This is a genomic window from Burkholderia sp. AU16482 (genome assembly GCF_002223285.1).
Taxonomy (GTDB): domain Bacteria; phylum Pseudomonadota; class Gammaproteobacteria; order Burkholderiales; family Burkholderiaceae; genus Burkholderia; species Burkholderia semiarida.
Genome location: NZ_NKEY01000004.1, coordinates 105,806 through 126,983 on the forward strand (window position 1 = coordinate 105,806; position 21,178 = coordinate 126,983).

A 21,178-nucleotide genomic window follows, 5' to 3' on the forward strand; every position below is an offset into this window, starting at 1 on the left:
CCGCTCCTCGTTCCGTCAGCGCGCCGACACGGGCCGCACGGCCGCGGCAGCGCGCTTCGCGCGTTCGCGGGCTTCGTCGACGGTCGCGCCGGTCGCCAGCGCGACGCCCATGCGCCGCTTCGCGAAACTTTCCGGCTTGCCGAACAGGCGCAGGTCCGCGCCCGGCACCGCGAGCGCGTCGCGCACGCCTTCGAACGCGATCCCGCGCTCGTCGAGCCCGCCGTAGATCACCGCCGACGCGGCCGGCGTGCCGAGCGCCGGATCGACCGGCAGCCCGAGAATCGCCCGCGCGTGCAACTCGAATTCCGACTGGCGCTGCGAGGCCAGCGTGACGAGGCCCGTATCGTGCGGCCGCGGGCTCACCTCGGAGAACCAGACGTCGTCGCCGCGCACGAACAGCTCGACGCCGAACAGCCCGCGCCCGCCGAGCGCCTCGGTCACCTTGTGCGCGATCTCGCGCGACTTCTCGAGCGCCGCCGTGCTCATCGGCTGCGGCTGCCACGATTCGACATAGTCGCCCGCCACCTGGACGTGGCCGACCGGCTCGCAGAAATAGGTACGCGTGTCGAGCGTCGCGGGGTCGATCGCGCGCACGGTCAGCTGCGTGATCTCGTAGTCGAAATCGACGAAGCCCTCGACGATCACGCGGCCATGGTTCACGCGCCCGCCGGCCATCGCGTAGTCCCACGCCGGCTTCACGTCGGCCTCGGTCTTCACGACCGACTGCCCCTTGCCCGACGACGACATCACGGGCTTCACGACACACGGCATGCCGATCTTCGCGACGGCCGCGCTGAACGCTTCGAACGAATCCGCGAACGCATACGGGGAGGTCGGCAGGCCGAGTTCCTCGGCCGCGAGCCGGCGGATCCCTTCGCGATTCATCGTGAGCTGCGTCGCGCGCGCGGTCGGGATGACCTCGGCGAGGCCGGCCGCCTCGATCGCCGCGAGCGCGTCGGTGGCGATCGCCTCGATCTCGGGGACGATCAGGTGCGGACGCTCGGCCTCGACGACCGCCCGCAGCGCGGCCGGGTCCGTCATGTCGATCACGTGCGCGCGATGCGCGACCTGGTGGCCCGGTGCGTCCCGATAGCGATCGACCGCGACGACTTCGACGCCGAGACGCTGCAACGCGATGATGACTTCCTTGCCGAGTTCGCCCGCGCCGAGCAGCATGACGCGCGTGGCCGAGGGTGAAAGCGGCGTACCGAGCCGCTGACCGATCTGCATGTGATTTCCCGCTGGTTCTGTTGGAGGACGAAAACGGCTTCGATGTTAACACGGGCATCCGGGCCGGTTCGGGCGGTTTGGCCGCGCCGGCGCGTCGTCGTGCGAGGCCGGTGGGCGGCCCGCGAACGTTTTCACGCGCGAAGTGTCGGCTCGCCTGCCGCGGGGCGGGTGCGTTACTCTTACGCCTTGATCAGAATCCGAAGAGGAACGAGGCTCATGTCCCACCTGTCCGCGGCCGCACGCGCACGCACCGGCCTGTTTCGTCCGTTGCGCGCGCCGCTTTGCGCGTTGACGCTTGCCACGCTTCTCGCCGCCTGCGCGATGCCGACCCATCCCGATTCCGCCGCCCCCGCGCCCGACCCGTACAACCCCGCCGCCGTCCAGTTGCTCGACGACACGAGCTGGGAGCTCACCCGCTGGGTGAACGCCGACGGCACGCAACGCGCGATCCCGCACGGCGACAACGGCGAGCCGATCAAGCTCGCGCTGTCGACCGATTCGGGCATCCGGCGCGCAAGCGGGTTCTCGGGCTGCAACCGCTACATGGGCACCTATGCGATCAAGAATGGCGTGCTGAGCTTCGGCCCGCTCGCCGGCACGCGAATGGCCTGCCCGAACACGCTCGGCGGCCAGCTCGAAGCCGCGTACCTCGACGCGCTCGCCCACATCGCGAAGACCGGCGTGCAGATGCGCGCGCCGCAGCAATTGCAGATCGTGACGGAGGCCGGCGCGACGCTGACGTTCACGCACCGGAGCCCCTGACGCCCGGCGCGCGCGAAGGCCGACCGACCGCCTTCGCGTGGCGCGCCACGCGCATGTGCCACCCACGTGCGTCGCGCGGCGTGAATCGGAATCACGCCGCGTTAGAGTCTTGTTCGCCGGCCGGTTAAACTCGGCGGGTCGCGCCCCGCGCGCCCCTCCCCACTCCTGTTTCAAAGCATGCACACGGTTGTCTTCGGCTGGTTCGGCATCTCCGCCGTCTGGTTCCTCCTTCTCTTCTGGCGTCTCGTCCAGGCGATGCTGCCCGGCGGCGGGCTCGCCGGCCGCGGCTCGATTCGCCTGTGGCTCGGCTTCGCCGCGGTATTCGTCGCCAGCTGCACGCTGACGAGCCCGCTGTCCGGCCCCGACACGAACGCGCTCGGCCATGCGTTCTCGACCGGCTTCGCCCGCGTGCTCGGTCCGATCGGCACGCCGGTCGCGATGGTCGTGCTGTTGTTCGCCGGCTTGCCGTGGCTGACCGGCATCGGCTGGCGGCAGTTCGCCGCGTGGGTCGACACGTCGTTCGGCGTCAAGCTGTCGCGCGACGGCGACGACGACGCGCGCGGGATCGCCGACCTGCCGCGCAGTGCGCTGCATCGCGACGACGACGTCGTGCAGCCGACCACCGCGCACACCGTGAACTCGATGGCGCCGCGCCAGAACGGCCGGTATTCGCGCCCGACCGTGTGGAAGCCCGATCCGCAGGCGCGACCGAAGCCGCGCAGCAAGACGCCGCCACGCCCGCTCGCGGAGCCCATCGCGCCGTCGGGCTGGCTGAAGCCCGCCGCGCCGCAACGCACACCGGCGCCGCCCGCGCCGATCCCGGCCAGCGCGATGCCGCCGCCGACCACCGGCAGCACCGCCAGCCTCGCGCGCGCCGCAGCGAACGCGCAAGTGCCGCGCCCCGCGCCCGCTCCGCTTCCGGCGGGATTCGAACCCGTCCGGCCGCGTCCGACCGCCGCGCGGCCGGCCACCGCCGCGCTCACGCAGACTACGCCGCGCGCCACGGTCGCGCCGCGACCGGCCAGTACGCCACCGCAGCGTCCGCCGGTGCGTCCGGCCGCCGGCACGGCGGCAGCCGGCCTGCCGCCGGACGCGACACGCCGCCGCCCGGCCCCGCCCGCGCCGGCACGCGCGCCGCTCTATGCGTGGACGGAAAAACCGGCCGCGCCGATCACGCCTGCGCCGAGCGTTCACGACACGCTGCGCGCGATCGAAGCCAGCACCGCGCAATGGGCGGCGCTGGGCGGCGCACAGCCGGCCGACGCGACGCACGCGGCAACCGCTACCGCAGCCGCTGCTGGCGTAGCCGCGGCAGCAGGTGGCGTGGCCGCGCCGGCAGCGGCGGCTGTGTCGGACGCATTCGTCTCCGCGACGCACGACATCGCAGCGCAGGACATCCCTGTCCCGGCCGAAGACCAAGCCGCACCTGCGCATGACGACACCGCGCCGATCGTGCTCGACGCCTTCATGCCGGCTGAATCCGGCATGACACAGGCTCCGGTCGGCGATTCGCCCACCCCGTCGTTCGATGACACCACCCCGCACGCGCTGCCGGATACCCGCGTCGACGATCGCGTGTTTTCGCCTCTTGCCGACGACGAAATCCATCCCGTCGACGATGCGCCCGGCGCGCCGGCATTCGGGATCGCCGCCGCGCCTTCGTTCGACACGCCCGTCGACGTCGCGCCGTGGGAAGACGTCGCCAGCCCGCCGGCTTCTGCCTTCGATGTGTCGACCGGGAATCCGGTCGCCGAATCGCTGACGGACACCGCGGGATCGGAATCCGCCGATCCCGCCTCCGCGCAGGCAGACGATGCGGCGGTTCGCGACCCTGGCACCCGCCATCCGGCCGGATCACCGGATACCGACGACAAGGACGACACGCAACCGGCGCCTGTCATCGATCGCGCCGCACCGGCCCACGTGCCTCAACGTGCCGCCGATGCGCACGCCGACGTGAAGCCCGCCGACGGTATCGTCCCGTTCGCCGCCCTGCCCTCTTCGTCGATCGCCGGAACGTCGGCGCCCGTGCTTTCCGCAACCACGCCGATCGCGGCGCCGTCTTCCGCGCCAGCATCGACGCGTCCAGCCGACACGACGATCACCTCGACCGGTACGACGACCTCCGCTCCATCCGGCTCACCCGGCGCAGCCGCTCCGCAGCCGGCCATCGCCCTTCCCGCATCGCCGGCCGTTTCCGCCACGACGTCGCCATCCTTCAGTGCGATCGCGCCGACAGCCGCGCTCGCCGCCACGCCGGCTCACCCGGTCACGGGCTTGCCTGCCGCCGCAACCGGACCGCTGATGTCGATCGATGCGCCCGCCGCGACGCAGGCCCCGTCGATCGCGTTCGTCCCTGCCACGGTCGCAACGCGGACGTTCACGACACCGCCCGCCGCTGGCGCCACGTCGTCGGGCTGGGCCATGTCGCACGACGTGACCGAGGCGCCGATCACGGCACCGCCGGCAACGGCCCTCCCCGGCGCGAACCTCCCGCCTCCGCCGGCGGCCGTCGTTGCCGCGCCGACACCGCCCACTGTCGCACCGATCGGCGCACCGGCCACCCAGGCGATCGAGGCCACCGAACCGGCCCCGGCCCCCGCCCGTCAGCCGCGCCCGAACGCGTTCGAATTCCACGCACCTGCGTCGTTCAACGTCGAACTGCCGACGCTCGACCTGCTCGAGCCTGCGTCCGACGACGTCGAAACGATCACCGAGGAACACCTCGCGCAAACCGCGCAGGTGATCGAACAGCGGCTGCAGGAATTCAAGGTGCCGGTGACGGTGGTCGGCGCATCGGCCGGCCCCGTGATCACGCGCTTCGAGATCGAACCCGCGCTCGGCGTGCGCGGCAGCCAGATCGTCGGGCTGATGAAGGACCTGTCGCGCGGCCTCGGCCTCACGTCGATCCGCGTCGTCGAGACGATCCCCGGCAAGACCTGCATGGGCCTCGAACTGCCGAACGCGAAGCGCCAGATGATCCGCCTGTCGGAGATTCTCGAATCGCGCCAGTACCAGCATTCGCCGTCGCAACTGACGATCGCGATGGGCAAGGACATAACCGGCCACCCGGTCGTCACCGATCTCGCGAAGGCGCCGCACATGCTGGTGGCCGGCACGACGGGTTCGGGCAAGTCGGTCGCGATCAACGCGATGATCCTGTCGCTGCTGTACAAGGCGACGCCGGAAGACGTGCGGCTCATCATGATCGACCCGAAGATGCTCGAACTGTCGGTCTACGAAGGCATCCCGCACCTGCTCGCGCCGGTCGTCACCGACATGAAGCTCGCGGCGAACGCGCTGAACTGGTGCGTCGGCGAAATGGAGAAACGCTACCGGCTGATGTCGGCCGTCGGCGTGCGCAACCTCGCGGGCTTCAACCAGAAGATCCGCGACGCGCAAGCGAAGGAAAAGAAGATCGGCAACCCGTTCTCGCTGACGCCCGACGATCCGGAGCCGCTGTCGACGCTGCCGCTGATCGTCGTCGTGATCGACGAACTGGCCGACCTGATGATGGTCGCCGGCAAGAAGATCGAGGAACTGATCGCCCGCCTCGCGCAGAAGGCGCGCGCGGCCGGCATCCACCTGATCCTCGCGACGCAGCGTCCGTCGGTCGACGTGATCACCGGCCTCATCAAGGCGAACATCCCGACGCGCGTCGCGTTCCAGGTATCGTCGAAGATCGATTCGCGCACGATCCTCGACCAGATGGGCGCGGAGTCGCTGCTGGGGATGGGCGACATGCTGTTCCTGCCGCCGGGCACCGGTTATCCGCAGCGCGTGCACGGCGCGTTCGTCGCCGACGAGGAAGTGCACCGGATCGTCGAGTATCTGAAGCAGTTCGGCGAGCCGCAGTACGAGGAAGGCATCCTCGACGGCCCGGCCGCCGACGGCGCGACGCAGGACCTGTTCGGCGACGCGCCGGATGCGGAAGCCGATCCGCTGTACGACGAAGCCGTCGCGTTCGTCGTGCGCACGCGGCGCGCGTCGATCTCGTCGGTGCAGCGGCAATTGCGCATCGGCTACAACCGCGCGGCGCGCCTCGTCGAGCAGATGGAAACGGCGGGCCTCGTGTCGGCGATGGGCATCAACGGCAGCCGCGAGGTGCTCGTGCCGGCCGCGGCCGACTGAGGCCGGCGGCCCGCCGGCCGCGATTCATCGACACGGGCACGCCGCTCGACCGGTTGCCTGAAATACGGAGGGCGCTGCATCGGCAGCGCCCTTCCTGCATCGACCGGGAATCGGCCGCGCTTTACTGCTCGACCGGCACCAGCTTGAAGTCGACCGGCTTGCCGACCGCGACCTTCTGCGGATTCGCGCCGAGCTGCCCCGTTTCGACATCGCGGCTGAACACGTAGAACGTGTCGCTGTCCTGGTTGCCGACGATCAGCCACTTGCCGGTCGGATCGATCAGGAACTCGCGCGGCGTCTTGCCGAGGCTCGACTGGCGGCCGACGTGCTTGAGCCGGCCGTCGGCCTTGTTCACCGCGTAGATCACGAGGTCGTTCGCGTCGCCGCGGTTGCTCGCGTACAGGAAGCGCCCGTCCGGCGACAGGTGGATCGCGCCGCCGCCGACCTTGCCCTTGAAGCCCGGCGCCGTCATGGGCACCGTCTGGACCGGCGTCAGCTTGCCGTCGTGATAGCCGAACACCTCGACCGACGCGTTGAGCTCGCTCGTCACGTACGCGAAGCGGCCGTCGGCGCCGAACACCATGTGACGCGGGCCCGAGCCGGCCTTCACCGGCGTGTAGCGCGTGTCGGTCGGGCTGATCAGCCCGCGGCTGCCGTCCACCGTGTAGCGGTAGCCGTAGATCTTGTCCGCGCCGAGATCCTGCACGAACAGGTAGCGGCCGTCCGGCGAAAACACCGTCGAATGCACGTGCGCGCCGTCCTGGCGGCCCTTCACGGGCCCGGTGCCTTCGTGGTGGACGGTCAGCACGGCCTGGCCGGCCCCGCCGTCGTCGCGCAGCGGAAACACCGCGAAGCTGCCGCCCGGGTCGGCCGCGACCGAGTAGTTGGCGGTGACGAGGTACTTGCCGTCCGGCGACAGCGCGAGATAGCAAGGATCGTTCCCTTCAGACGATACGCGGTCGATGAAGCTGAGCGCACCCGTCTTCGCGTCGAAGCGGAACGCGCTGACGCCGCCGCGCTGCGTCGCGGGCCCGTCGTCGCCGGGCAGCTCGTTGACCGCGTAGACGGTGCGACCGTCGCGGCTCGGCAACAGATACGACGGATTCACGGTCTTCGCCGACGACACCGGCGCGACGCTGCCCGTCCTGGTGTCGAAGCGGTAAACGTAGATCCCGTCGCTGCCGCCGCCCGTATAGGTGCCGACGAGCAGGTTGTAGACGCCGTCGGCCGGGGCGGACGATTGCTGCGCGAATGCATGGGTCGCGGACAGGGAAAGCACGATCGCGAAACCTTTCATCCAGTGAGCGAACCTAAGCGGGAACCCTCGTGTCGAAGCGCGTGCGTCACGCTCCCGTAAACGGTTGGGCATTGAATCCTCCTTGCATCGAGTCGCTTCAAGTGTTGAGATAGGACGAAACGCCGGCCGTTCATGCGCTCCGCCGCCCGGCCGAGTATACGGGGCGCGGCGCCCGGGCGTGAAGTCCGGGCCGCCGACGTCCGCATTGTGAATTCGAATACCCAAGGATCGCCTGCCCATGCCCGCCCTGATCGAAGACTACGCCCTCGTCGGCGACGGCCACACGGCCGCGCTGATCGCAAAAGACGGCTCCGTCGACTGGCTGTGCTGGCCCCGCTTCGATTCGGGCGCCTGCTTCGCGGCGCTGCTCGGCACGCCCGAGCACGGCCGCTGGCTGCTTGCTCCGGCCGCCGACGCCGCGATCACGCACACGACGCGCCGCTACCGCGGCGACACGCTGATTCTCGAAACCGATTACGAAAGCGCCGACGGCGCCGTCACCGTGATCGACTTCATGCCGCCCGGCAACGGCTGGTCCGAACTGGTGCGGATCGTCGTCGGCCGCCACGGCACGATGAAGATGCGCATGGAGCTCGTGTTGCGCTTCGACTACGGTTTCTCGATTCCGTGGGTCACGCAACTGACCCGCGAGGACGGCATGAAGGCCATCGCCGGCCCCGATACCGTCGTGCTGCGCACGCCGGTGCCGCTCACCGGCAAGAACCTCCATACGCTCGCGGAATTCACGGTCCGCGCCGACGAGCGCGTGCCGTTCTCGCTCGGCTACGCGGCGTCGCACATGCGGCTGCCGCCCGCGCGCGACCCGCTGTCGATGCTCGCGCGCACGGAGAACTACTGGCTCGAATGGTCGGGCCGCTGCCAGGTGCAGGGCCGCTACGCGGCCGCCGTGCGCCGCTCGCTGATCACGCTGAAGGCGCTCGCGTACGAGCCGACCGGCGGCATCGTCGCCGCGCCGACCACGTCGCTGCCCGAGAAGATCGGCGGCAACCGCAACTGGGACTACCGCTACTGCTGGCTGCGCGACGCGACGATCACGCTGCTCGCGCTGATGCGCGGCGGCTACTACGACGAGGCGCGCGCGTGGCGCACGTGGCTCGGCCGCGTGATGGCCGGCTCGCCCGAGCAGATCCAGATCATGTACGGGATCGCCGGCGAGCGCCGGCTGCCGGAAATGGAGCTCGACTGGCTGCCCGGCTACCAGGATTCGCTGCCGGTACGCGTCGGCAACGGCGCCGCGAACCAGCTCCAGCTCGACGTGTTCGGCGAGGTGATGGCCGCGCTGCACCTCGCGCGCGTGGGCGGCCTGCAGGCCGACGACACGGTCTGGTCCGTGCAGTGCGCGCTGCTCGACCATCTCGAGAAGATCTGGCAGGAGCCCGACGAAGGAATCTGGGAAACGCGCGGCGGCCGCCGCCATTTCACGTTCTCGAAGGTGATGGCGTGGGTCGCGTTCGACCGCGCGATCAAGTCGGCGGAAATGTTCCGGCTGCCCGGCTCGCTCGACCGCTGGCGCGCGCTGCGCGAGCGCATCCACGCGGACGTCTGCGCGAACGCCTGGCACGAAGGCAAGCAGGCGTTCGCGCAGAGCTACGGCAGCGACGAGCTCGACGCGAGCGTGCTGCTGCTGCCGCAGCTCGGCTTCCTGCCGCCGGAAGATCCGCGCATCGTCGGCACGGTCGATGCGATCGAACGGGAATTGCTGCACGACGGGCTCGTGATGCGCTACCGCACCACCGAATACGACGACGGCCTGCCGCCCGGCGAAGGCACGTTTCTCGCGTGCAGCTTCTGGCTGGTCGACAGCTACGCGCTGCTCGGCCGGATCGACGACGCGCATCGGCTGTTCAGCCGGCTGCTCGCGCTGTCGAACGACCTCGGGCTGCTCGCGGAGGAATACGACCCGGTGGCCGGCCGGCTCGTCGGCAACTTCCCGCAGGCGTTCTCGCACGTGGCGCTCGTGCATACCGCGATGAACCTGATGCACCACGAAGACGCGATGGCGCGCGCGGCCGGCCAGCCCGCGCCGGCCGTGGCCACCGGCCGCTGAGCGGCGGCCGGGAAGCCTTGTTCAGAGATCGTCAATTCGCAAAACTTTGATGAAAACCCGAGGAAATGTTGCATTGCAACACCGATCGTTGTCCGATATGATCGACACGATTGTCCGGCTGCATTGCAACATGGCCGGTCGCTGACCCACACGGCACGCCGCGACGCCCCACGCCGCCCTTGCGCACCGTCCCCCACGCGGGAGTAGTCTGCATGCTTTACCAATTGCACGAATTCCAGCGGGCCATGCTGAGCCCGCTCACGGCCTGGGCCCAGGCCGCGTCGAAGTCGTTCGCGAATCCGTCGAGCCCGTTCTCGCTGATGCCCGGCGCACCGCGGATGGCGGCCGCCTATGAGCTGATGTATCGGCTCGGCAAGGACTACGAAAAGCCGGAATTCAACATTCACCAGATCGTCAAGGACGGCCACAACATCCCGATCGTCGAGCAGACGATCATCGAGAAGCCGTTCTGCCGGTTGTTGCGCTTCAAGCGCTATTCGGACGACGCCGACGCCGTCACGCAACTGAAGGACGAACCGGTCGTGCTGGTCTGCGCGCCGCTGTCGGGCCACCACTCGACGCTGCTGCGCGACACGGTGCGCACGCTGCTGCAGGATCACAAGGTCTACATCACCGACTGGATCGACGCGCGGATGGTGCCGGTCGAGGTCGGCCCGTTCCACCTGCACGACTACATCGCGTACATCCAGGAATTCATCCGTCACATCGGCGCGCGCAACCTGCACGTGATCTCGGTATGCCAGCCGACGGTGCCCGTGCTCGCGGCGATTTCGCTGATGGCGAGCCGCGGCGAGGACACGCCGCTCACGATGACGATGATGGGCGGCCCGATCGACGCGCGCCGCAGCCCCACTTCCGTGAACTCGCTCGCGACGCAGCACTCGACCTCGTGGTTCGAGAACAACGTGATCCACACGGTGCCCGCGAACTATCCGGGCGAAGGCCGCCAGGTCTATCCGGGCTTCCTTCAGCACACGGGCTTCGTCGCGATGAACCCGGAGCGGCACGCGCAATCGCATTGGGATTTCTACCAGAGCCTGCTGCGCGGCGACGAGGACGACGCCGAAGCGCACCGCCGCTTCTACGACGAGTACAACGCGGTGCTCGACATGGCCGCCGAGTATTACCTCGAGACGATCCGCGTCGTGTTCCAGGAATTCCGGCTCGCGGAAGGCACGTGGGACGTCGAAGGCGAGCGCGTGCGGCCGCAGGACATCAAGCACACCGCACTGATGACGATCGAGGGCGAACTCGACGACATCTCGGGTAGCGGCCAGACGCACGTCGCGCACGAGCTGTGCACGGGCATCCCGCAAGACGATCGCCGCAGCCTGACCGCCGAGAAGTGCGGCCACTACGGGATCTTCTCGGGCCGCCGCTGGCGCACGATCATCTACCCGCAATTGCGCGACTTCATTCGCGAGCATGCGCCGGAGCCGAAGAACGGCGCGGCGAAGTTGCCCGTCGATGCGCAGGATGCGACCGCGATCGGCGTCGTGCCGGCCGCCAAGCCGGAGCCGGAACCGGAACCGGCGGTGCGCGCCACCGCCGCCAAACGCACGCGCGGCACGCGCGCGAAGGCGCCGGCCGTGACGGTCGCGCCCGCCGCCAAGGCCGCGCCGGCCGCGAAACGCGCGGCAGGCAGCCCGCGCACCAAAGCCATGCGAGCCCGCAAGGCCGCCTGACACACCGCGCTCCGACGCAAAAACGCCGCCGTAGCTTGCGCACGGCGGCGTTTTCTTATCCGGGCGCGACCGCGAACCAGCGGCGCACCGGCTCCTCCATGCGTCGCGTCAGCGCCGCAGCAGATACGCGAGCAGCACCTCGGTGTTCATCCGGACCATCTCCGCGCGCTCGTCGGTATCGGTGAAGTCGCGGCCGAGCGTCGCGGCGAGCGTGAAGCGGTTCGACACGATGTAGTAGCCGAGCCCCGACAGCGTCACGTAGAAGCGCAGCGGATCGACGTCGCTGCGGAACAGCCCGGCCTTCTGGCCGCGCATCAGCACGTTGCCGAGCTTCGCGACGATCGGCGACATCATCTCGCGGATCCGCGTCGACTTGTGCAGATAGCGCGCTTCGTGCAGGTTCTCGTTGTTGATGAGCCTCAGCAGCTCCGGATGGTCGCGGTAGTAATCCCACACGAAATGCGCGAGCCGCGTGACGGCTTCGATCGGCGCGACGCCATCGAGATCCAGCACGCGCTCGGCCTCCGTCAGCGCGGAGAACGCGTGTTCGAGCACGGCGGTGAAGAGCTGCTCCTTGCTGCCGAAGTAGTAATAGAGCATGCGCTCGTTCGTTTCGGCCCGGCGCGCGATCTGATCGACGCGCGCGCCGAACAGCCCTCCATTCGCGAACTCTTCGGCAGCCGCCATCAGGATGCGGCGGCGCGTACCTTCAGGATCTCTTTTGATTTTTGGCTGATTCATGGTGGCGTTTTGCTATGTGAGCCGCTTGATCCGGACCGGCACCCCCACCGCCTCGGCGCCGGCCGCCCTGGAACGGGCGCGCCGCGGGCGGCCACCCTCCTGCTGAGCCCCTGCAAAAAAGCGGTTCGATTATGCGCATAGACGGCGTCCAGCGCAATGCGGGAAATCGGCGATAATCGAGCTTTGGCAAACCTTTCCGGCCGCGCCCGACGCGGCCGAGAGCCATTCGGCGCCGCGGCGCCCGTTGTCAGCCTGTTGTCACCGTGACCGATTCCAAAACACTCGCGGATCGCATCGAAGATCTGCTTCCCCAGACGCAATGCACGAAGTGCGGCTATAACGGCTGCCGTCCGTACGCCGAGGCGATCGCCGCCGGCAACGCGAACTACAACCAGTGCCCACCCGGCGGCGCCGAAGGCATCGCGCGCCTCGCGCGCCTGCTCGGCAAGCCGGTGATTCCGCTGAACCCCGTGAACGGCAGCGAACATCCGCGCGCGGTCGCGTTCATCGACGAAAACCTGTGCATCGGCTGCACGCTGTGCATGCAGGCGTGCCCGGTCGACGCGATCGTCGGCGCGCCGAAGCAGATGCACACGATCGTCGCGTCGCTGTGCACGGGTTGCGACCTGTGCGTGCCGCCGTGTCCGGTCGACTGCATCGCGATGCTGCCCGTGACCGGCGATCGCACGGGCTGGGATGCGTGGTCGCAGGAGCAGGCCGACGCCGCGCGCGAGCGCCACGATCTGCGGCTCACGCGCCAGCGTCGCGAGCGCGAGGCCGCCGAAGCGCGCGCCGCGGCTCGCCGCGCCGCGAGTACCGCGAAGCCGGCCGCGGAACCCTCCGCCGTGCAGCCAGGCGCGCCGGCCGCCGCACCGGCCGACGACGCCGAAGCGAAGAAACGCGCGATCATCGCCGCCGCGCTCGAACGCGCGCGCAAAAAGAAGGAAGAACTGTCCGGGCAAGGCGCCGGGCCGAAGAACACCGAAGGCGTGAGCGCGGCCGTCCAGGCGCAGATCGACGCGGCCGAGGCCCGCCGCAAGCGGCTCGCCGAACAGCAGGCGCAGCGCGACGCCGATGCGGCGTCGGGCGGCGGCGACCACGACAACGACGCAGGCAACGACGATCCGGACGGCCCGTCCACGCCGCCCGACCAGAACGCTCCATGAACGCCAGCAAACGACGCGCGATCTACGAAACGCTGCAGAGCCTCAATCCGCATCCGACCACCGAGCTCGAATACTCGACGCCGTTCGAACTGCTGATCGCCGTGATGCTGTCCGCGCAGGCGACCGACGTGTCGGTCAACAAGGCGATGCGGAAAATGTTTCCGGTCGCGAATACCCCGCGACAAATCGTCGCGCTTGGCGAGGAAGGCGTCACCGAGTACATCAAGACGATCGGCCTCTATCGCACCAAGGCGAAGAACGTCGTCGCGACGTGCCGGATCCTGCTCGAGCGCTACGACGGCGAGGTGCCGGCCGATCGCGAAGCGCTCGAAGGCTTGCCGGGCGTCGGCCGCAAGACCGCGAACGTCGTGCTGAACACCGCGTTCGGCCAGCCGACGATCGCGGTCGACACGCATATCTTCCGCGTCGCGAATCGCACCGGGCTCGCGCCGGGCAAGGACGTGCGGGCCGTCGAGGCCGCGCTCGAGAAATTCACGCCGAAGGAATTCCTGCAGGACGCGCATCACTGGCTGATCCTGCACGGGCGCTACGTGTGCAAGGCCCGCCGGCCCGAATGCTGGCACTGCGCGATCGAACCGCTGTGCGAATTCCGGCCGAAGACGCCACCGCCCAACGAGTGAGCATCAGCCGCGGCTGACGTATCGACGCGCCGCGCCGGCCGCCCGGGCCACGCGCGACAACCGGCCGGCCCCGCCGCGGCGTTGGCGGCGCCCCCCTTCCCGACTACGCGTTGGACGTCGCCGTCGCGTCGTCGGCGGCCGCGCCGCCCGCGCGCACGAGCGCCAGCACGGCCGCCAGGATCGCGACACCGCCGGCCCACTGCAGCGGCGACAACGCTTCCCCGAACAGCAGCGCCGCGAGCGCGACCGTCACGACCGGTTCGAGCGTCGACAGCATCGACGTGCGCGCGGCCCCGAGCCGCTCGAGCCCGGCGAAGAACGCGAGCATGGCCGCCACCGTCGACACCAGCGCGATCGCGAGCATCGATGCCCAGCCGCCGGCCGTCGCGGGCCACCGCGGCGGCGCGCCGAACGCCGCCGTTCGCACGACGGCGATCGCGACTAGCGTCGCGGTGGCCGACAGGCAGATGATCGCGGTGGTCGCGAGCGGTTCGACGCCGCGCGTCGCCTTGGTGCCGCCGACGATGTACAGCGAGTAGATCACCGCGGCGGCCAGCGCAAGCGCGATCCCGAGCGGCTCGCCGTGCCCGCCGCCGACCATCAGCGCCGAACCCGCGACGCACAGCACCAGCGCGACGGCCTTCGCGCGCGTCAGCCGCTCGCCGAGCCACCACGCGGCCAGCAGCGTGACGAACGCCGGATACAGGTACAGCAGTAGCGCGACGAGGCTCGCCTGCGCGTGCTGCAGCGCGCTGAAATAGCAGAACGACTGCCCGACGTAGCCAAGCGCGCCCATCGCGACGAGCGGCACGAGCGCACGGCCGCGCGGCCATGCGACGCCGCGCTGCCGCGCGATGGCGGCGAGCACCGCGCCGCCGATCGCGAAGCGCACGATCAGCAGCCCGAGCACGTCGACGCCCGCCGCGTACGCATAGCGGCCGAAAATCGCCATCGCGCCGAACGCGGCGGCGGACAACGCGACGTAGAGCGCGCCCTGCAGGGCGGCGGACGATGAGCGGACGGTGGCGGTCATGGTGAAAGCGGGCCAGCAAGGCGCCGTGACGGGAATCGTCGGAGTGTAGCGGCGCGGCGGCGGCGAGCCTAGCCCGCGCTTACCCGTTGCGCGACGGGCGGCCGCACCGACCCGCGCCGTGTCGCCCGCCTCCAGCCGCCCGAGGCCACCGCCAGCGCCGTCCGCCGCGCCGGCGTACAATGCCCGACGCGGCATGACGCCGCCCGAATCACGACGTTTCCCCACCATGTTCAATCCAAGCCGCGACGACGTGCGTCGCTTTTTCACCGAGACCTGGCGCAAACAGCGCGCGGGCGAGATCCTGACGCCGCTGGAAGCGATCGCAGCCGACTGGATCGTCGAGCATCCCGAATACCACGACGAACTGGCCGACGCCGACGGCGCGGCGGCGCGCAACTACACGCCCGAGGAAGGCCGCACGAACCCGTTCCTGCACCTGTCGATGCACCTCGCGATCAGCGAGCAGTTGTCGATCGACCAGCCGCCCGGCATCCGCGCCGCGCACGACAAGCTGGCCGCGAAGCTCGACTCGACCCACGATGCGCAGCACGCGATCATGGAATGCCTCGGCGAGACGATCTGGGAGGCGCAGCGGACGAACACACCGCCCGATACCGACGCGTACCTGCAGCGCATCCTGCGCCGCGCGTCGCGCGACTGAGTGCGCCGGCCGGCACCCCGGCCTGCGCCGGCGGCCCCGTGGAGCGGGCAAAAAAATACCCCGCCGAGGCGGGGCATGCTTGCTGCGCGAGCCCGTGAGGCCCGTCGCGCTTACTTCTTGAATACGAGGTCGGTTTCCTTCAGCGACTCGATGTAGGCCGCGATGTCCTTCATGTCGCTGACCGACAGGTTCTGGACCTGCGCCTGCATGATCGCGTTGTTGCGACCGAGCAGCGGGTTCGTCAGCCCCATCTGGTACTGGCGCATCGCCCACACGAGATAGTCGGCGTGCTGGCCGGCCAGACGCGGGTACTCCGCGTTGATCGGCTTGTTCAGCTGCGCGCCGTGGCAGGCCGCGCAGTTGTGCGATTCGACCAGTTCCTTGCCCTTCGAGATGTCCGCGGCGTGGGCGGTACCGATCGCGAGGCCGGCCGCCAGTGCAACCGCCGCCGTCTTGAATGCGTTGTTCATGAATGCTCCTGTCCCGCCGGAGAGATCGGCGGCGCGCGCTTTACTTGTAGGGGTTGTCCTTCGTGTCGGCCTTCTGGGCGGCGTAGTACGCCGACAGATCCGCGATGTCCTGGTCGGTCAGCGAGCCGGCGATCGCATTCATCGACGGGAAGTGACGATCCTTCTTGCGGTAGGCCTTCAGCGCGTTCTCGAGGTATTGCTGGTTCTGGCCGCCGAGGACAGGCACCCGGTAGACCTCCGGGTACGCCGCGCGGTAGTCCTGGATGCCGTGGCAACCGATGCACATGGCGGCCTTGCTCGCCCCGTCCTTCGGGTTGCCGACCACACCGGCCGCCTGCGCGCTGCCCGCGAGCGCCACGAGCGCTGCGACAACGACGTGTTTGCCGACGAATTTGTTCATAGCTCTTGTAACCTAGCTTGAGGGGAAACTGGCGCCGAAGCGGCAACGGCCCGCGCCGTTTTGCTTGTCGGTCGCCACGCAGGCCAAAAAAAACGGCCAGATTGTACCGCGTCGGCGGGGAACGCGTCCATACGGCGCCCCCGGCTCGCCCCGCCGCAGCCCCGCAACGATACGCGGGCGCGGCCCGCCCGCACAGCCCTTCTGACTTATACTGGGTTTTTTTCCCGATGAAGAAGAGCGCCGCCATGCGTTTCGAAGGGTCCTCGCACTACGTCGCCACCGACGATCTGAAGCTCGCGGTCAATGCCGCGTTGACGCTGCAACGCCCGCTGCTGATCAAGGGCGAGCCCGGCACCGGCAAGACGATGCTCGCCGAGGAAGTGGCCGCCGCGCTCGACATGCCGCTGTTGCAGTGGCACATCAAGTCGACCACCAAGGCACAGCAGGGCCTGTACGAATACGACGCCGTATCGCGGCTGCGCGATTCGCAGCTCGGCGACGCGCGCGTGAAGGACATCGCGAACTACATCGTCAAGGGCGTGCTGTGGCAGGCGTTCGACGCCGAGCGCCCGAGCGTGCTGCTGATCGACGAGATCGACAAGGCCGACATCGAATTCCCGAACGACCTGCTGCGCGAGCTCGACCGGATGGAATTCCACGTGTACGAGACGCGCGAGACGGTCCGCGCGAAGCACCGCCCGCTCGTCATCATCACGTCGAACAACGAGAAGGAGCTGCCCGACGCGTTCCTGCGCCGCTGCTTCTTCCACTACATCCAGTTTCCGGACCCGTCGACGATGCAGAAGATCGTCGCGGTGCACTTCCCCGACATCCGCGAGGAACTGCTGCGCGCGGCGCTCGAGAGCTTCTTCGAGTTGCGCGGCGTGTCGGGCCTGAAGAAGAAACCGTCGACGTCCGAGCTGCTCGACTGGCTGAAGCTGCTGCTCGCCGAGAACATCCCGGCCGACGCGCTGCGCGGCGCGGACGCGAAGCAGATCGTGCCGCCACTTGCCGGCGCGCTGCTGAAGAACGAGCAGGATCTGAGCCTGCTCGAACGGCTCGTCTACATGAACCGGCACAACCGGTAACCCACCCGCGAAGGCCCGGCCATGCTGCTCAATTTCTTCTACGCGCTGCGCGCAGCCAAGCTGCCCGTCTCGGTGAAGGAATACCTGACGCTGCTCGAATCGCTGAAGGCCGGGCTGATCTCGCCGTCGATCGACGCGTTCTACTTCCTCGCGCGGATGACGCTCGTCAAGGACGAGCAATATTTCGACAAGTTCGACCAGGCGTTCGGCGCGTATTTCCACGGCGTGTCCGCGTTGCCGTCCGAGGCGTTCGACATCCCGCTCGACTGGCTCGAGAAGCGCCTCGAGCGCGAGCTGTCGGCCGAGGAGAAGGCGCAGATCGACGCGATGGGCGGCCTCGACAAGCTGATGGAGCGCTTGAAGGCGCTGCTCGACGAGCAGAAGGAACGCCACGAAGGCGGCAACAAATGGATCGGCACGGGCGGCACGTCGCCGTTCGGGCACGGCGGCTACAACCCGGAAGGCGTGCGCATCGGCGGCCCGTCGAACGGCAACCGCACCGCGGTGAAGGTGTGGGAGGCGCGCGCCTACCGCGACTACGACGATTCGGTCGAGATCGGCACGCGCAACATCAAGGTCGCGCTGCGGCGGCTGCGCCGCTTCGCGCGCGAAGGCGCGGCCGAGGAGCTCGACCTGCCCGGCACGATCCGCAGCACGGCCGCGAACGCCGGCTGGCTCGACCTGCGGATGGTGCCCGAGCGCCACAACAACGTGAAGGTGCTGATGCTGCTCGACGTCGGCGGCTCGATGGACGACCACATCAAGCGCACCGAAGAGCTGTTCTCGGCCGCGAAGGCCGAATTCAAGCACCTCGAATTCTTCTACTTCCACAACTGCGTGTACGACCATCTGTGGAAGAACAATCGCCGCCGTCACTCGGAGCGCACCGCGACGTGGGACGTGCTGCACAAGTTCACGCCCGACTACAAGCTGATCTTCGTCGGCGACGCGACGATGAGCCCGTACGAGGTGCTGCAGCCCGGCGGCTCGGTCGAATACAACAACCCGGAAGCCGGCGCCGTGTGGCTGCGCCGTCTCGCCGACCAGTTCCCCCACCATGCATGGCTGAACCCGGAGCCCGAGCGGCTATGGGAATACCGGCAATCGATCGCGATCATTCGCGACGTGCTCGGCCAGCGCATGTATCCGCTCACGCTCGCGGGCCTCGAAACCGCGATGCGCGCACTCAGCAAGTAACGACACCCACCCGCAGATACCCAGGCCGCATCCGAGCGGCCGCCCCGGAGAGAGCATGAACCTTTCGCCCACCGCGAGCGCCAGCCGCGCCGGCGGCCGCCGCTTTTTCGCCGATACGTCCGTGTCCGCGCTCGTCGCCGGCTTCGTCGCGATGATGACCGGCTACACGAGCTCGCTCGTGCTGATGTTCCAGGCCGGCCGCGCCGCCCACCTCACCGACGCGCAGATCTCGTCGTGGATCTGGGCGCTGTCGATCGGCATGGCGCTGACGACCATCGGCCTGTCGCTGCGCTTTCGCGCGCCCGTCGTCGTCGCGTGGTCGACGCCCGGCGCCGCGCTGCTGATCGCGTCGCTGCCCGGCGTGCCCTACCGCGAGGCGATCGGCGCGTTCGTCGTGTGCGCGTTGCTGCTGACGGCCGTCGGCGTGAGCGGGCTGTTCGACACGCTGATGAAGCGGATTCCGGCCGGCATCGCGGCCGCGCTGCTCGCGGGCATCCTGTTCGAGATCGGCATCGAGATCTTCCGCGCCGCGCAGTTCCAGACCGCGCTCGTGCTCGCGATGTTCTTCACCTACCTGATCGTCAAGCGGCTCGCGCCGCGCTATGCGATTCCGACGACGCTGATCGTCGGCACGGCGGTGGCCGGCGGCCTCGGGCTGCTCGACTTCAGCCGCTTCCACATCGCGCTCGCGCATCCCGTGTTCACGATGCCCGCGTTCTCGATCGCGTCGATCGTCAGCATCGGCATTCCGCTGTTCGTCGTCGCGATGGCGTCGCAGAACGTGCCGGGCATCGCGGTGCTGCGCGCGGACGGCTATTCGACGCCGTCGTCGCCGCTGATCGCGACGACCGGCCTCGCGTCGCTGCTGCTCGCGCCGTTCGGCTCGCACGGCGTGAACCTCGCGGCGATCACGGCCGCCATCTGCACGGGCCCCGAAGCGCACGAGGATCACGCGAAGCGCTACACGGCCGCCGTGTGGTGCGGCACGTTCTACCTGATCGCCGGCGTCTTCGGCGCGACGATCGCCGCGCTGTTCGCGGCGCTGCCGAAGGCGCTCGTCGTGTCGGTCGCGGCGCTCGCGCTGTTCGGCTCGATCATGAGCGGGCTCGCGAACGCGATGCAGGACGTGAAGCAGCGCGAAGCGGCGCTCGTCACGTTCATGGTCACGGCTTCGGGCCTCACGCTGCTGTCGATCGGCTCCGCGTTCTGGGGGCTCGTCGCGGGCGTCGTCACGCAGGTGATCCTGAACGCGCGGCGCCCCGCGTGACGCGGCTCGCAGCCTGCCGCGGCGCGCGCCCGGCACGCCAAAACGTGCCCGACACGAATCGGGCCTAAAATGATGGATCGGAAGCGGCGCCCGGCGCCGCTTCGCTTCGCCGCCGCGCTCGCGCGGCCCGTGAGAACCCGGCGCCCCGCGCGCTTCTTCCGAATCGCCATGACTACCGCACTCGACCAGCTGAAGCAGTACACGACCGTCGTCGCCGACACGGGCGACTTCCAGCAGCTCGCGCAATACAAGCCGCAGGACGCGACCACGAACCCGTCGCTGATCCTGAAGGCCGTCCAGAAGGATGCGTACAAGCCGATCCTCGAGAAAACCGTCCGCGATCACCGCAACGAAAGCACCGATTTCATCATCGACCGCCTGCTGATCGCATTCGGCACCGAAATCCTGAAGCTGATCCCGGGCCGCGTGTCGACCGAGGTCGACGCACGCCTGTCGTTCGACACGCAGCGCTCGATCGACAAGGGTCGCGAGCTCATCAAGCTGTACGAAGCGGCCGGCGTCGGCCGCGAGCGCATCCTGATCAAGCTCGCGTCGACGTGGGAAGGCATTCGCGCGGCCGAGGTGCTGCAGAAGGAAGGGATCAAGTGCAACATGACCCTGCTTTTCTCGCTGGTGCAGGCCGCCGCGTGCGCGGAAGCCGGCGCGCAACTGATCTCGCCGTTCGTCGGCCGCATCTACGACTGGTACAAGAAGCAGGCCGGCGCGGAATGGAATGAAGCGAAGGACGGCGGCGCGAACGATCCGGGCGTGCAATCGGTGCGCCGCATCTACACGTACTACAAGACGTTCGGCTACAAGACCGAAGTGATGGGCGCGAGCTTCCGCACGACGAGCCAGATCACCGAGCTCGCCGGCTGCGATCTGCTGACGATCAGTCCCGATTTGCTGCAGAAGCTGCAGGAGAGCAACGAGACGGTCGCCCGCAAGCTGTCGCCGGACACGCTGCAGGACAAGCCGTCCGAGCGCGTCGCGATCGACGAGGCATCGTTCCGCTTCCAGTTGAACGACGAAGCGATGGCGACCGAAAAACTCGCCGAAGGCATCCGCGTGTTCGCCGCCGACGCGGTGAAGCTCGAGAAGCTGATCGACGCGCTGCGCTGAATCGCGCGTGCGTGACGGGTGTCGGTTGATCTGTCAGCAAGACTGACAACAGCCGTCAACAGGCACGACGAACGGCCGCGAACTGCCTGTTCGCGGCCGTTTTTATTTTTCATTCCATCGTCGAGCACGCGCACTACAATCCACGTCACGAGTGCGGCGGCCGCATCCCGTCGCGCCCGTCCCGGTCAATCCCCGCAG

Annotated in this window: 17 protein-coding genes; 11 read left to right on the forward strand and 6 right to left on the reverse strand. The window is 68.9% G+C overall.

What is annotated here, in order from left to right:
* Positions 1 to 15: 15 nt before the first annotated feature.
* Complete coding sequence (gene purT, locus CFB35_RS12075; protein ID WP_089465025.1) at positions 16 to 1,230, reverse strand: formate-dependent phosphoribosylglycinamide formyltransferase; 1,215 nt, start codon at positions 1,228 to 1,230, stop codon at positions 16 to 18.
* A 216-nt stretch (positions 1,231 to 1,446) separates the two neighbouring features.
* Here purT and CFB35_RS12080 point away from each other — a divergent pair, with 216 nt between their 5' ends.
* Together CFB35_RS12080 and CFB35_RS12085 are read left to right on the forward strand one after the other, a co-directional pair.
* Positions 1,447 to 1,992 carry an META domain-containing protein gene (locus CFB35_RS12080; RefSeq protein WP_060311997.1) on the forward strand — a complete coding sequence of 182 codons (546 nt, stop codon included), beginning with the start codon at positions 1,447 to 1,449 and terminating at the stop codon, positions 1,990 to 1,992.
* Positions 1,993 to 2,169: 177 nt separating this feature from the next.
* On the forward strand, positions 2,170 to 6,123 hold the full coding sequence (locus tag CFB35_RS12085) for a DNA translocase FtsK (RefSeq protein WP_089465026.1): 3,954 nt from the start codon (positions 2,170 to 2,172) through the stop codon (positions 6,121 to 6,123).
* A gap of 121 nt (positions 6,124 to 6,244) precedes the next feature.
* On the opposite strand, the gene CFB35_RS12090 is transcribed toward CFB35_RS12085, so the two are convergent.
* Positions 6,245 to 7,492 (reverse strand): lactonase family protein, encoded by a 1,248-nt coding sequence (locus CFB35_RS12090; protein WP_089465027.1) that lies wholly within the window; start codon positions 7,490 to 7,492, stop codon positions 6,245 to 6,247.
* A 166-nt stretch (positions 7,493 to 7,658) separates the two neighbouring features.
* On the opposite strand from CFB35_RS12090, the gene CFB35_RS12100 reads away from it, so the two are divergent.
* Together CFB35_RS12100 and CFB35_RS12110 are read left to right on the forward strand one after the other, a co-directional pair.
* A complete protein-coding gene (locus CFB35_RS12100; RefSeq protein WP_089465028.1) occupies positions 7,659 to 9,488 on the forward strand; it encodes a glycoside hydrolase family 15 protein in 1,830 nt (609 codons plus the stop codon).
* Positions 9,489 to 9,700: 212 nt separating this feature from the next.
* Positions 9,701 to 11,194 carry a polyhydroxyalkanoate depolymerase gene (locus CFB35_RS12110; protein ID WP_089465030.1) on the forward strand — a complete coding sequence of 498 codons (1,494 nt, stop codon included), beginning with the start codon at positions 9,701 to 9,703 and terminating at the stop codon, positions 11,192 to 11,194.
* 108 nt (positions 11,195 to 11,302) lie between these two features.
* Here the strand turns inward: CFB35_RS12110 and CFB35_RS12115 are convergent, their stop codons facing one another.
* Positions 11,303 to 11,935, reverse strand: a complete 633-nt coding sequence (locus tag CFB35_RS12115; RefSeq protein ID WP_089465031.1) for a TetR family transcriptional regulator — start codon at positions 11,933 to 11,935, stop codon at positions 11,303 to 11,305.
* 263 nt (positions 11,936 to 12,198) lie between these two features.
* Between CFB35_RS12115 and rsxB the strand changes: the two genes are divergently transcribed.
* Both rsxB and nth read left to right on the forward strand, forming a co-directional pair.
* Positions 12,199 to 13,101, forward strand: a complete 903-nt coding sequence (gene rsxB, locus CFB35_RS12120) for an electron transport complex subunit RsxB (protein ID WP_089465032.1) — start codon at positions 12,199 to 12,201, stop codon at positions 13,099 to 13,101.
* Positions 13,098 to 13,742, forward strand: coding sequence for an endonuclease III (gene nth / locus CFB35_RS12125; protein WP_006478196.1), 645 nt, complete (start codon positions 13,098 to 13,100; stop codon positions 13,740 to 13,742). The genes rsxB and nth overlap by 4 nt, the downstream gene beginning before the upstream one ends.
* Positions 13,743 to 13,845: 103 nt before the next feature.
* On the opposite strand, the gene CFB35_RS12130 is transcribed toward nth, so the two are convergent.
* Positions 13,846 to 14,775: a DMT family transporter gene (locus CFB35_RS12130; RefSeq protein ID WP_059583718.1), complete on the reverse strand. Its 930-nt coding sequence runs from the start codon at positions 14,773 to 14,775 to the stop codon at positions 13,846 to 13,848.
* Between the two features lie 193 nt (positions 14,776 to 14,968).
* Between CFB35_RS12130 and CFB35_RS12135 the strand changes: the two genes are divergently transcribed.
* Complete coding sequence (locus tag CFB35_RS12135; RefSeq protein ID WP_371090871.1) at positions 14,969 to 15,436, forward strand: DUF1841 family protein; 468 nt, start codon at positions 14,969 to 14,971, stop codon at positions 15,434 to 15,436.
* Positions 15,437 to 15,546: 110 nt separating this feature from the next.
* On the opposite strand, the gene CFB35_RS12140 is transcribed toward CFB35_RS12135, so the two are convergent.
* A complete protein-coding gene (locus CFB35_RS12140) occupies positions 15,547 to 15,906 on the reverse strand; it encodes a cytochrome c (protein WP_089465033.1) in 360 nt (119 codons plus the stop codon).
* Between the two features lie 40 nt (positions 15,907 to 15,946).
* Positions 15,947 to 16,306 (reverse strand): cytochrome c, encoded by a 360-nt coding sequence (locus CFB35_RS12145; protein WP_006478192.1) that lies wholly within the window; start codon positions 16,304 to 16,306, stop codon positions 15,947 to 15,949.
* 245 nt (positions 16,307 to 16,551) lie between these two features.
* On the opposite strand from CFB35_RS12145, the gene CFB35_RS12150 reads away from it, so the two are divergent.
* The 4 genes from CFB35_RS12150 to tal all read left to right on the forward strand — a co-directional run bounded on the left by CFB35_RS12150 (position 16,552) and on the right by tal (position 20,980).
* A complete protein-coding gene (locus CFB35_RS12150; protein ID WP_059583765.1) occupies positions 16,552 to 17,394 on the forward strand; it encodes a MoxR family ATPase in 843 nt (280 codons plus the stop codon).
* 21 nt (positions 17,395 to 17,415) lie between these two features.
* Positions 17,416 to 18,591 (forward strand): VWA domain-containing protein, encoded by a 1,176-nt coding sequence (locus CFB35_RS12155; RefSeq protein ID WP_089465034.1) that lies wholly within the window; start codon positions 17,416 to 17,418, stop codon positions 18,589 to 18,591.
* Between the two features lie 55 nt (positions 18,592 to 18,646).
* Positions 18,647 to 19,858, forward strand: a complete 1,212-nt coding sequence (locus CFB35_RS12160; protein WP_089465035.1) for a benzoate/H(+) symporter BenE family transporter — start codon at positions 18,647 to 18,649, stop codon at positions 19,856 to 19,858.
* A gap of 168 nt (positions 19,859 to 20,026) precedes the next feature.
* Positions 20,027 to 20,980: a transaldolase gene (tal, locus tag CFB35_RS12165; protein ID WP_059583766.1), complete on the forward strand. Its 954-nt coding sequence runs from the start codon at positions 20,027 to 20,029 to the stop codon at positions 20,978 to 20,980.
* The last annotated feature ends 198 nt before the right edge of the window (positions 20,981 to 21,178 follow it).

What these genes read in the sequence shown, in the direction of transcription:
- CFB35_RS12130 (WP_059583718.1), bottom strand. Translation starts at nt 14,775, where the DNA reads ATGACCGCCACCGTCCGCTCATCGTCCGCCGCCCTGCAGGGCGCGCTC.
- purT (WP_089465025.1), bottom strand. Translation starts at nt 1,230, where the DNA reads ATGCAGATCGGTCAGCGGCTCGGTACGCCGCTTTCACCCTCGGCCACG.
- tal (WP_059583766.1), top strand. Translation starts at nt 20,027, where the DNA reads ATGACTACCGCACTCGACCAGCTGAAGCAGTACACGACCGTCGTCGCC.
- CFB35_RS12090 (WP_089465027.1), bottom strand. Translation starts at nt 7,492, where the DNA reads ATGCCCAACCGTTTACGGGAGCGTGACGCACGCGCTTCGACACGAGGG.
- CFB35_RS12115 (WP_089465031.1), bottom strand. Translation starts at nt 11,935, where the DNA reads ATGAATCAGCCAAAAATCAAAAGAGATCCTGAAGGTACGCGCCGCCGC.
- CFB35_RS12140 (WP_089465033.1), bottom strand. Translation starts at nt 15,906, where the DNA reads ATGAACAACGCATTCAAGACGGCGGCGGTTGCACTGGCGGCCGGCCTC.
- CFB35_RS12145 (WP_006478192.1), bottom strand. Translation starts at nt 16,306, where the DNA reads ATGAACAAATTCGTCGGCAAACACGTCGTTGTCGCAGCGCTCGTGGCG.
- nth (WP_006478196.1), top strand. Translation starts at nt 13,098, where the DNA reads ATGAACGCCAGCAAACGACGCGCGATCTACGAAACGCTGCAGAGCCTC.
- CFB35_RS12085 (WP_089465026.1), top strand. Translation starts at nt 2,170, where the DNA reads ATGCACACGGTTGTCTTCGGCTGGTTCGGCATCTCCGCCGTCTGGTTC.
- CFB35_RS12150 (WP_059583765.1), top strand. Translation starts at nt 16,552, where the DNA reads ATGCGTTTCGAAGGGTCCTCGCACTACGTCGCCACCGACGATCTGAAG.
- CFB35_RS12135 (WP_371090871.1), top strand. Translation starts at nt 14,969, where the DNA reads ATGACGCCGCCCGAATCACGACGTTTCCCCACCATGTTCAATCCAAGC.
- CFB35_RS12160 (WP_089465035.1), top strand. Translation starts at nt 18,647, where the DNA reads ATGAACCTTTCGCCCACCGCGAGCGCCAGCCGCGCCGGCGGCCGCCGC.
- CFB35_RS12100 (WP_089465028.1), top strand. Translation starts at nt 7,659, where the DNA reads ATGCCCGCCCTGATCGAAGACTACGCCCTCGTCGGCGACGGCCACACG.
- CFB35_RS12110 (WP_089465030.1), top strand. Translation starts at nt 9,701, where the DNA reads ATGCTTTACCAATTGCACGAATTCCAGCGGGCCATGCTGAGCCCGCTC.
- CFB35_RS12080 (WP_060311997.1), top strand. Translation starts at nt 1,447, where the DNA reads ATGTCCCACCTGTCCGCGGCCGCACGCGCACGCACCGGCCTGTTTCGT.
- CFB35_RS12155 (WP_089465034.1), top strand. Translation starts at nt 17,416, where the DNA reads ATGCTGCTCAATTTCTTCTACGCGCTGCGCGCAGCCAAGCTGCCCGTC.